The sequence below is a fragment of the Mesorhizobium sp. M7A.F.Ca.CA.001.08.2.1 genome (genome assembly GCF_003998455.1).
GTDB classification, from domain to species: domain Bacteria; phylum Pseudomonadota; class Alphaproteobacteria; order Rhizobiales; family Rhizobiaceae; genus Mesorhizobium; species Mesorhizobium ciceri.
In genome coordinates this window covers 1-9,464 of record NZ_RZPW01000171.1, presented here as the reverse complement: position 1 = coordinate 9,464, position 9,464 = coordinate 1, and the positions used below count along the sequence as shown (strand labels likewise).

At 63.2% G+C, this 9,464-nt stretch carries 10 protein-coding genes; 8 read left to right on the top strand and 2 right to left on the bottom strand.

The window, feature by feature from the left end; all coding sequences use genetic code 11:
- Positions 1-39 precede the first annotated feature (39 nt).
- From EN914_RS12840 to EN914_RS12825, 4 genes are all read left to right on the top strand, one after another.
- Positions 40-1,008, top strand: a complete 969-nt coding sequence (locus EN914_RS12840) for an Ldh family oxidoreductase (RefSeq protein WP_127389104.1) — start codon at positions 40-42, stop codon at positions 1,006-1,008.
- Positions 1,009-1,247: 239 nt separating this feature from the next.
- Positions 1,248-1,529 (top strand): hypothetical protein, encoded by a 282-nt coding sequence (locus EN914_RS12835; RefSeq protein ID WP_013528193.1) that lies wholly within the window; start codon positions 1,248-1,250, stop codon positions 1,527-1,529.
- A 196-nt stretch (positions 1,530-1,725) separates the two neighbouring features.
- Positions 1,726-2,178 (top strand): DoxX family protein, encoded by a 453-nt coding sequence (locus tag EN914_RS12830; RefSeq protein ID WP_024501903.1) that lies wholly within the window; start codon positions 1,726-1,728, stop codon positions 2,176-2,178.
- Positions 2,179-2,271: 93 nt separating this feature from the next.
- Positions 2,272-3,249 (top strand): complex I NDUFA9 subunit family protein, encoded by a 978-nt coding sequence (locus EN914_RS12825; RefSeq protein ID WP_024501904.1) that lies wholly within the window; start codon positions 2,272-2,274, stop codon positions 3,247-3,249.
- Positions 3,250-3,278: 29 nt separating this feature from the next.
- Here EN914_RS12825 and EN914_RS12820 read toward each other — a convergent pair whose 3' ends face one another.
- On the bottom strand, positions 3,279-4,646 hold the full coding sequence (locus tag EN914_RS12820) for a cytochrome P450 (RefSeq protein ID WP_024501905.1): 1,368 nt from the start codon (positions 4,644-4,646) through the stop codon (positions 3,279-3,281).
- A 177-nt stretch (positions 4,647-4,823) separates the two neighbouring features.
- On the opposite strand from EN914_RS12820, the gene EN914_RS12815 reads away from it, so the two are divergent.
- Positions 4,824-5,393 carry an NADPH-dependent FMN reductase gene (locus EN914_RS12815; RefSeq protein ID WP_127389103.1) on the top strand — a complete coding sequence of 190 codons (570 nt, stop codon included), beginning with the start codon at positions 4,824-4,826 and terminating at the stop codon, positions 5,391-5,393.
- Between the two features lie 115 nt (positions 5,394-5,508).
- On the opposite strand, the gene EN914_RS39865 is transcribed toward EN914_RS12815, so the two are convergent.
- Positions 5,509-5,643, bottom strand: a complete 135-nt coding sequence (locus tag EN914_RS39865) for a hypothetical protein (protein WP_281033240.1) — start codon at positions 5,641-5,643, stop codon at positions 5,509-5,511.
- On the opposite strand from EN914_RS39865, the gene EN914_RS39860 reads away from it, so the two are divergent.
- The 3 genes from EN914_RS39860 to EN914_RS12805 all read left to right on the top strand — a co-directional run bounded on the left by EN914_RS39860 (position 5,642) and on the right by EN914_RS12805 (position 9,462).
- Positions 5,642-5,773, top strand: a complete 132-nt coding sequence (locus tag EN914_RS39860) for a hypothetical protein (protein WP_255337201.1) — start codon at positions 5,642-5,644, stop codon at positions 5,771-5,773. The two genes, EN914_RS39865 and EN914_RS39860, sit on opposite strands and share 2 nt — an antisense overlap.
- A 70-nt stretch (positions 5,774-5,843) precedes the next feature.
- The gene (gene gyrB / locus EN914_RS12810; protein ID WP_013528198.1) at positions 5,844-8,315 is read left to right on the top strand and encodes a DNA topoisomerase (ATP-hydrolyzing) subunit B; all 2,472 of its coding nucleotides are present in this window, start codon (positions 5,844-5,846) and stop codon (positions 8,313-8,315) included.
- Positions 8,316-8,544: 229 nt separating this feature from the next.
- Positions 8,545-9,462 (top strand): hypothetical protein, encoded by a 918-nt coding sequence (locus EN914_RS12805; RefSeq protein WP_013528199.1) that lies wholly within the window; start codon positions 8,545-8,547, stop codon positions 9,460-9,462.
- Positions 9,463-9,464: the final 2 nt, after the last annotated feature.

Below are 9,464 nucleotides of genomic sequence, written 5' to 3'. Positions count from 1 at the left end.
CCCTTCGGCCTCGGCTGATATGATCGAAGCAGTGAGCGATTGCGCCGCTTCCTCATTGGCGCCGGCGCCAATGAGGAAGCGGCGCAATCGCTCACTGCTTCGATCATATCAGCCGAGGCCGAAGGGCTTTCCTCGGTCGGTCTGTCGCATTTCATCGACTATCTCGAGGCGCTGGAAGCCGGACGCATCGACGGCAATGCCGACCCGGTGATCACCCGGCCGGCGCTGGCAGTCTATCTCTCCGATGCACGCGGCGGGCTGGCGCATACCGGCTTCGACCGCACCATCGACGACCTCGCCAAGGCGGCAAAGCTGTTCGGTGTCGCCATCTTCTCGCAGAAGAACGCCTATACATGCGGCGCGCTCGGCTATTTCACCGGAAGGCTGGCAGCACAAGGACTGGTGTCGTTCGCAGCCACCAACGGCCCGGCCGTGCTTGCCGGCTCGGGCTCGGTCAAGCCGGTCTACTGCACCAACCCGATGTCGTTTGCCGCGCCTGCCGCCGACGGGGCGCCGCTGGTCATCGACCAGTCGTCGAGCGCCACCGCTTTCGTCAACATCCGCAAAGCGGCCGAGGACGGCAAGACAATCCCGGAAGGCTGGGCACTGGACGCCAGCGGCAATCCGACCACCGATCCCGCCGCCGCCATGAAGGGTGCAATGCTCGCCTTCGGCGGTCAGCGCGGCGCCAACATCGCGCTGATGGTCGAGGTGCTGGCGGCGGGCCTGTCGGGCGCCAACTGGTCGCTCGACGCGCCATGGTTCAGCGGCGGGCCGGACAGCCCCGGCACGGGACTGTTCGTGCTTGCTATCGAACCCAAGCTGCTCGATCCAGATTTCGAGCAACGAATGAAGGACCAGCTTGACCGGCTGCGGCGGCGCTTCGGCGTACATGTGCCCGGTCGTGCCCGCGCAGAGGCCGCCGAGAAGGCGCAAGCGCGCGGCATTACCGCATCGAAGGCCGTGGTGCAGCGCATTTCCGAATTCGCTGCACGCTATTCTTCCTGAATGTCCATTAATATCAACTAATTATCGGAATCCACCCGCTGCAGGCGCGGCGCAGTGCGATTTTCTTTGCGCGCCGCTGAACCTTTCCGCGCCTTGCTGCGACCCAGCTTTGTCCAGGGCAAGGCGAGCTTGCCCGATCCACACCGAGGGAAGCAGCAAACCGAAATCGAAAGCCTGCATCACGCGAAGGCCGGTCCTTCGCGCATCGGAAAACTCAACCCAAATCAAAGGAAATTGCCATGACCAACACCAAGATTACCATGCTGACCGCCGTCCTTCTGCTCGGCTCGTTCATGGGCGCCACACAGGCAGCCACCCTGAAGGCCGCACCGGTCAAGCCGTCCAGCCCGGGTGTCATCGCTGCCCCGAGCGGCGGGGCCACCGAAGACCACTACTGCAAGAACGGCCATGCAAAATTCGCCAATTGCAGCGCCGATTTCGTCGCCGCCTGCAAGAAGGTTGGTGGCACCATGTCGGATGTTCAGGGCTGGGGTGGGCGTACTTGCTTCACGCCCTCCTGATACCGTCTCAGGTCAGGCCGCGCCGTCGGCCCCTGGCTTCGCATGGATGTCACCCGGAAAACCCCGCTTCGGCGGGGTTTTCTGCGTTTTGATCGCACGATGGTAAAACATTCTCGTTTTGGTCAACTTTTGTTTATTTGACTTCGACCAACCTGATCGGCCGTTTGCGCTGATTGAGCAAAACAGAGGAGCTACAATGTCGGCAAGCACGGACAACCCCCGCAACGCCCTTGTCATCCCGGTCCTTGGCAGGTTTTACGCGGCCCTGCACGATGGTGCCGAAACCCTTCTTCGCGTCGTCGCCGGCGGGTTTCTCGCGATCCACGGTTCGCAGAAGATCACCAATCCTTTCGGCGCTGCCGAGATGGTCGAGGGTCTCGGCTTCTATCCGGGCGCGTTGTGGTCGTTGCTTCTGGCCTGCACTGAATTCTTCGGCGGCATCTTCATCGCCATCGGGTTTTTGACGCGGCCGGCCGCCTTTGCCGGCCTGTTCGTGCTGCTGGTCACGGTCTGGTTCCACTGGGTCACCATGGGCCAAGGCTATTCGGGTGCGGAAAAGTCGCTGCTGTGGGCAGCGATCCTGCTCTTCTTCGTCATTCGCGGCGGCAACCGCCATTCGGTCGACAACCGTATCGGCAAAGCGTTCTGACAGGCTGATAGCGACGACGCGTCGCCCTTTGCCTTTGGCACGAAACGGATTATGAAACGGCTTCAGCCAAGCCTGCGAGCGCCGGAGCCAGCCATGACCGAAATCCTGCAGACCCCAAAGCTCGTCGTCGTCTTTGGCGGGTCAGGCTTTGTCGGCCGCCATGTCGTGCGCGCGTTGGCCAAGCGCGGCTATCGCATCAGGGTCGCCTGCCGGCGGCCCGATCTCGCCGGCCATTTGCAGCCGCTCGGCAATGTCGGCCAGATCCAGCCGGTCCAGGCCAATGTGCGCGTGCGCTGGTCGGTAGACCGCGCCGTGCAAGGCGCCGACCATGTCGTCAATCTGGTCGCCATCCTGCATGAGAGCGGCCGGCAGAAATTCTCCGCCGTGCACGAGTTCGGCGCCCGCGCAGTGGCCGAGGCCGCGCGCTCGGTCGGCGCCGGCCTGACCCACATTTCTGCGCTTGGCGCCGATCTGGACTCCGAATCAGACTACGCGCGCACCAAGGCGCTTGGCGAAAAGGCTGTGCTGGAGACGATCAAGGACGCCGTGATCTTCCGGCCGTCGATCAATTTCGGACCCGAAGACGGCTTCTTCAACCGCTTCGCCAACATGGCGCGCTATTCGCCGGTGCTGCCGCTGATCGGCGGCGGCCAGACCAAGTTTCAGCCGGTCTATGTCGGCGACGTGGCCGAAGCGGTGGCGCGCTCGGTCGACGGCAAGGTGGATGGCGGCCAGATCTATGAACTCGGCGGACCGAAGGTGCTCACCTTCAAGCAGTGTATGGAAGAGCTGCTCGACGTGATCGAGCGCAAGCGGCTGCTGGTGCCGGTTCCGTGGTGGGTGGCCAACATCCAGGCCTCGATCCTCGGTCTCCTGCCCAACCCGCTGCTGACCAAGGACCAGGTGATGCAGCTGCGCGAGCACAACATCGTTTCGGACGCCGCCAACCAGACCAACAGGACGCTTGCGGGGCTAGGCATCCAGCCGCAGTCGATCGCGACGATCCTGCCCAGCTATCTCTGGCGCTACCGAGCCGCCGGCCAGTTCCAGCAACGCAAGCCCGCGGCCTAATTCGGCGCAACTGCCTGAAGGTGTCATGCCTAACGCGGCGTGACCTGCATCGGTAGACCGCCTTGCGGCTGCGTGGTCAGTTTCTGTACCGGCCAGGGTTTCGTTTCGGCGGTGGTGTCGAAGCGGAAGCGCGACAGCATGATCGCCAGCGCGATGATCGCCTCCTGCATGGCGAAGCTGGCGCCGATGCAGACGCGTGGGCCGGCGCCAAACGGCAGATACTGGAAGCGGTCGATCTTTTCGCGATTTCCCGGGTGGAAGCGCTCCGGCAGGAAGGCATCCGGCCGGTCCCACAGTTTCCTGTGGCGATGCACGACCCAAGGCATCACCAGCACCGCGGCGTGCTTGGGGATATGAAGATCCTTCCACATTTCCGGTTCGATCGGCTCGCGGTTGATCGACGGCGCCGGCGGATAGAGCCTGAGCGCTTCGTCGAAAGCCGCGCGCGTGAACGGCATGGCATCGAGCCATTTCGTCGGATCGGGCTCGCGCGCCAGCACCTGGTCGATCTCCTGCTCGACCCGGTTGCGCTCCCAAGGTGATTCAGCGAGGCAATAGAGCGTCCAGCCGAGCGCACGCGCCGTCGTCTCATGGCCGGCGCCGATGAAGGTGATGATATTGTCCTCGACCTCGGCCCGCGTCAGTCCGTCGGGTCCCTCGGCCTTGAGCAGCAGTGTCAGGAAATCCTGCGGCACGGCATCGGGATCGCGCTTGAATTTCGCTTCGCGCATCTTGACCGTGTCGGTGACGATCTTGCGGAAATAGGCCATGGTCTTGCGGCCACGGATGCGGGTCAGCCTCGGCAGCCAGTCGGGCGCGCGCAACAGGTCGAGCGGATCGACGCGACCCATGGTCTCGAACAGGCGGTCGATCTCGTTGGCGAAACTGCCGGGCTCGCCTGATATCTCGCCGGAAAACAGCGTCTCGGCCAGGATGTCATAAGTGAGCAGCGTCATGTCATGGGCGATGTCAGACGTGCCGCCGTCTTCGTAACGGGTGACGAAGTCCTGCGTGCGCCTCAGCATCGGCTGGGCGAAGCCGAAGATGTGGCGCGGCGTGAACACCGGCGCCATCGCCTTGCGCGACCGCTTCCAGACCTCGCCCTCGGCGGTGAGCAGGCCGTCGCGCAGGATCGGCCGCAGGATCTTCTGGCGCACCGTCGCCATCTTGTAGTTCCTGGCGTTGTCGACCAGCACATGCCGGATCAGGGCGGGATCATTGGCGACGATCAGATGTCCGCCAACGCCGTTCGCCGAGATCCACGGCTCGTTGTAGGTATGCTCACCCCACAATTCGAGCGGGTTGCGGTAGACGATGCGGATCATCTCCAACGTCGAGGGCGGCGTCGTGCGCGGCTTCGGCGCCGGGGGAATGAAGGGGGCGGGCTGGACGTCCATGCTGTGCTCCGCTGATGACCCAATGTAGTGGGCCGCAAAGCAGGCGTCCATGTGACCGAACGGCAAGGCCCTGCTCTCCGGAATGTGACCGGTTACCGCGAGGTGCCTTCTTGTTGCCCCGAGCGGCATGCCCTAGGTGGCAGTCACCAATGGATACCGCCACCGCAGGAGCCCAGCTTGAAGCACCAGTTGAACATCATCATCGGCAGCACGCGGCCAGGCCGCGCCGGACCGATTTTTGCCGAGTGGCTGGAGAGGTTCGCGCGCGAGCACGGGAAATTCGAGCCTGTACTGACCGACATCGATGCGTTCAAGCTTCCGGTGCTGGACGAACCGCACCATCCAAGGCTTGGCAACTACCAGAACGATCATACCAAAGCCTGGTCCAAGGCGATCGATGCCGCCGATGCCTTCGTCTTCGTGGCGCCGGAATACAATTATTTCGTGGCGCCGGCGATCGTCAACGCGATCGACTATCTCTCGCGCGAATGGAAGTACAAGGCAGCCGCCATTTTCAGCTATGGCGGCGTCTCCGGCGGCCTGCGCGCGGCGCAAGCGCTGAAGCCGCTGCTGACCTCGGTAGGTGTCATGCCGATCCCGGAAGGCGTCGCGCTGCCGATGTACCAGAAACTGCTCGACGAACATGGCGCTTTCAACGCCAGCGAACAGGTGCAGGGCGGAGCCAAAACCATGCTCGACGAGCTGCTGCGCTGGAGCGAGGCTTTGAAGCCGATGCGGGCAGGCTGAAAACGCTGGTCTTCCGCAAAAAACCCCGGTTTGCTGCCATAGAGAGGTGGTCGTGCACAGGAACGAGCTGGGGGGCAGTTCGATTTGCGCTTGCTGTTTGCCTTGCTGCCTATGCTCACCACCGCCACCGCAGTGGTGGCGCCTGGCCCTGGTCATCGCCAACGACGACCACCGCCTGATCCGGCCGCCCGCCCGACATGACGCCGGGGCGCGACCGCAGCAGGCGGCTGGCGCCGAGATACAAGTTCATGATCAAGGTTTCTCAAGGACCGCTGGCCGAAGTGAAATGGGGGCCGGCGGAGGCCCGCCATTGGCAGCCGGCCATTCCCAGTGAAATGCCTGCAAACCTTGGAAAAACCGCCTTTTGCGCCTATATCTAGTCGATATCAGAGGCGCGATTCGGCGCGGATTTTTCGCGCTGTGCAGGCGGCATCCAGACAACAGGTTTTCATGAGCGATCAGATCGACAACAACAACGGCGCTGAAGCCGAATACGGCGCCGATTCCATCAAGGTTTTGAAGGGGTTGGACGCTGTCCGCAAACGCCCCGGAATGTATATCGGTGATACAGACGACGGCTCGGGCCTGCATCACATGGTCTATGAAGTGGTCGACAACGCCATCGACGAGGCGCTGGCCGGTCACGCCGACCTCGTCACCGTGACGCTCAACCCCGATGGTTCGGTCACTGTGATCGACAATGGCCGCGGAATTCCGACCGATATCCACACCGGAGAAGGCATTTCGGCGGCCGAAGTGATCATGACGCAGCTGCATGCCGGCGGCAAGTTCGACCAGAATTCCTACAAGGTCTCGGGCGGCCTGCATGGCGTCGGCGTCTCGGTGGTCAACGCGCTGTCGGCGTGGCTAAAGCTGAAGATCCGCCGCAACGGCCAGATCTTCGAGATGAGTTTCACGCATGGCAATGCCGACGCACCTCTGAAGGCGACCGGCACCTATGAGCAGGACAAGCAGCCGGGCACCTATGAGGGCCGCAGCGGCAGCCAGATCACCTTCTTCCCGTCGGCCGAGACCTTCACCATGGTCGAGTTCGACTTCGGCACGCTGGAACACCGGCTGCGCGAGCTTGCCTTCCTCAATTCCGGCGTGCGCATCATTTTGACCGATGCCCGTCACGCCGATGTCGTGCGCCATGAACTGCACTACGATGGAGGCCTCGAAGAATTCGTCAAATATCTCGATCGCGTCAAGAAACCGCTGATCGACAAGCCGATCGCCATCCGGGCGGAGCGCGACGGGATCACCGTCGAAGTGGCGATGTGGTGGAACGACAGCTACCACGAGAACGTGCTGGCCTTCACCAACAACATCCCGCAGCGCGATGGCGGCACGCATCTGGCCGGCTTCCGCGGCGCGCTGACGCGTCAGATCACCGGCTATGGCGAATCCTCTGGGCTGACCAAGAAGGAAAAGGTCTCGCTGATCGGCGACGATTGCCGCGAAGGTCTGACGGCGGTGCTGTCGGTCAAGGTTCCCGACCCGAAATTCTCCTCGCAGACCAAGGACAAGCTGGTCTCGTCGGAAGTCCGTCCTGTCGTCGAAGGCCTGGTCAACGAAGCGCTCGGCACCTGGCTGGAAGAACACCCGAGCGAAGGCAAGGTGGTCGTCGACAAGGTGATCCAGGCGGCGGCGGCGCGCGAAGCGGCGCGCAAGGCGCGCGATATCACCCGCAAGAGTTCGCTCGGCGTCACCTCCCTGCCCGGCAAACTGGCCGACTGCCAGGAACGCGACCCGGCGAAATCCGAAATCTTCATCGTCGAGGGTGATTCCGCCGGCGGCTCCGCCAAGGGTGGGCGTTCGCGCCAGAACCAGGCGATCCTGCCGTTGCGCGGCAAGATCCTCAATGTCGAGCGGGCGCGCTTCGACCGCATGCTCGGCTCCGACATGATCGGCACGTTGATCACGGCGCTCGGCACCTCGATCGGCAAGGACGAGTTCAACGCCGACAAATTGCGCTACCACAAGATCATCCTGATGACCGACGCCGACGTCGACGGCGCCCATATCAGAACCTTGCTGCTCACCTTCTTCTTCCGGCAGATGCCGGAGCTGATCGAGCGCGGCCATCTCTACATCGCCCAGCCGCCGCTCTACAAGGTGACGCGCGGCAAGAGCTCGCAATACATCAAGGACGAGAGCGCGTTCGAGGAGTTCCTGATCGGTTCGGGACTGGAGGAAGCATCGCTTACGCTCGGCTCGGGCGAGGTTCGCATCGGGCAGGACCTGCGTGGCGCCATCGATGACGCGCTGGCGGTGCGCCAGCTGATCAACGGCCTGCACACGCGCTACAACAGAGGCGTCGTCGAGCAGGCGGCGATCGCCGGTGGGCTCAACCCGGACGTGTTCGCCGATCTCGGCCGCGCCAACGACATGGCGGAGCGGATTGCAAAACGCCTCGACATCATTGCCGAGGACACCGAGCGCGGCTGGACCGGCCGCATGTCGACCTCGAATGAAGGCGTGGGCGGCTATGTGTTCGAGCGCACGGTGCGCAGCGTCAAGGAATATGCGCATCTCGACCTGGCGCTGATCAATTCGGCCGACGCACGCCAGCTCGACCGCTACGCACAGCGCCTCAGCGAGGTCTACGGGTCGCCGCCGGTGCTGCGCCGCAAGGATGTCTCCGAAACCATCTCGGGGCCGCTGGCGATGCTCAATGCGGTCTTTGCGACCGGTCGCAAGGGCCTGACGATGCAGCGCTACAAGGGTCTCGGCGAGATGAACGCCGAACAGCTGTGGGAAACCACGCTCGATCCGAACGTGCGCTCGCTGCTGCAGGTCAAGGTCAATGACGCGACCGATGCGGATTCGCTGTTTTCGCGGCTGATGGGCGACGAGGTCGAGCCCAGGCGCGAGTTCATCCAGGACAACGCGCTGTCGGTCGCCAATCTGGATATCTGAGCTGACGTTAATCTGAATTGGCGCGCTGCGGCGCGCCAATTGTTCCACCGGCGGCAACAAAATCAATTTGCAACGCGCCGGAACGGAAGTCCCTGCGAGACATTGTGACAATATCGATCACAATTTCTAACAGGAGGTTTCCATGGGACGCGGCATTTTGCTCTGGTTGCTCGGCATACCGATCCCGATCATCATTCTGATCATGCTGTTCGTACGATAGGGGGCACTTATGCAGTCCACCCTATCGGCTGTCGACGTTTCCACTTCAACAGAATCCTCCTCCACCGCCGTCAGTTGGGGACCGATCATCGCCGGTGCCTTCGCGGCCTCGACGCTGACCTTCATCCTCATGCTGCTGGGCTCCGGGCTTGGATTGAGCATGGTGTCGCCCTGGTCGGGATCCGGCGCATCTGTCACCACTTTCGCGGCATCCACTGCCGTCTGGCTGATCATCGTGCAATGGCTGTCCTCGGGTGTCGGCGGCTACCTTGCCGGACGCCTGCGCACCAAATGGGTCGGCATCCACACGGACGAGGTGTATTTCCGTGATACCGCCCATGGCTTTCTTGCCTGGGCGTTGGCCACACTACTCGTCGTCGGCGTGCTTGGCTCCGCGCTTTCCGCTGCCATAGGCTCGGGCGTGCAGGCGGTGTCCACCATCGCGTCTGGTGCGGCCATGGGCGCATCGGCGGGGGCTTCGGCCAATGCCGGCAGCGCGTCGGCCGACAATGCGACATCCTACCTGGTGGATTCACTGTTCCGTCCGGCCGATCCGGGCAAGCTCGCGGCCGCCAATCCGGACAGCGATGCGGCCGCGGTTGGGCAGGCTTCGCGCATCCTGATCGCCGGCGCCGCGGCAGGCGAGGTTTCCGCAGACGACAAAACCTATCTGTCGCAGCTGGTCGCCGTTCGCACGGGGCTTTCGGAAGCAGATGCCAGGACCCGGGTGGATGCCGTCCTCGCCAAGGCCCAGGACGCCAAGGTCAAGGCGCAGCAGGCCGCCGACACAGCCAGGAAGGCCAGCGCGACGTTTGCCTTGCTTGGTGCGCTCTCGCTGGCGATCGGCGCCTTTATCGCCAGTGCTGCCGCGGCCCTTGGCGGCAGGCAGCGCGACGATGAGGAAGCGGTTTTTATCACCAACCGTTGAAC

Coding starts and splice junctions, on each gene's coding strand:
- EN914_RS39865 (WP_281033240.1), bottom strand. CDS start 5,643: ATGAACTTGTATCTCGGCGCCAGCCGCCTGCTGCGGTCGCGCCCCGGC.
- gyrB (WP_013528198.1), top strand. CDS start 5,844: ATGAGCGATCAGATCGACAACAACAACGGCGCTGAAGCCGAATACGGC.
- EN914_RS12805 (WP_013528199.1), top strand. CDS start 8,545: ATGCAGTCCACCCTATCGGCTGTCGACGTTTCCACTTCAACAGAATCC.
- EN914_RS12825 (WP_024501904.1), top strand. CDS start 2,272: ATGACCGAAATCCTGCAGACCCCAAAGCTCGTCGTCGTCTTTGGCGGG.
- EN914_RS12835 (WP_013528193.1), top strand. CDS start 1,248: ATGACCAACACCAAGATTACCATGCTGACCGCCGTCCTTCTGCTCGGC.
- EN914_RS12820 (WP_024501905.1), bottom strand. CDS start 4,646: ATGGACGTCCAGCCCGCCCCCTTCATTCCCCCGGCGCCGAAGCCGCGC.
- EN914_RS12830 (WP_024501903.1), top strand. CDS start 1,726: ATGTCGGCAAGCACGGACAACCCCCGCAACGCCCTTGTCATCCCGGTC.
- EN914_RS39860 (WP_255337201.1), top strand. CDS start 5,642: ATGATCAAGGTTTCTCAAGGACCGCTGGCCGAAGTGAAATGGGGGCCG.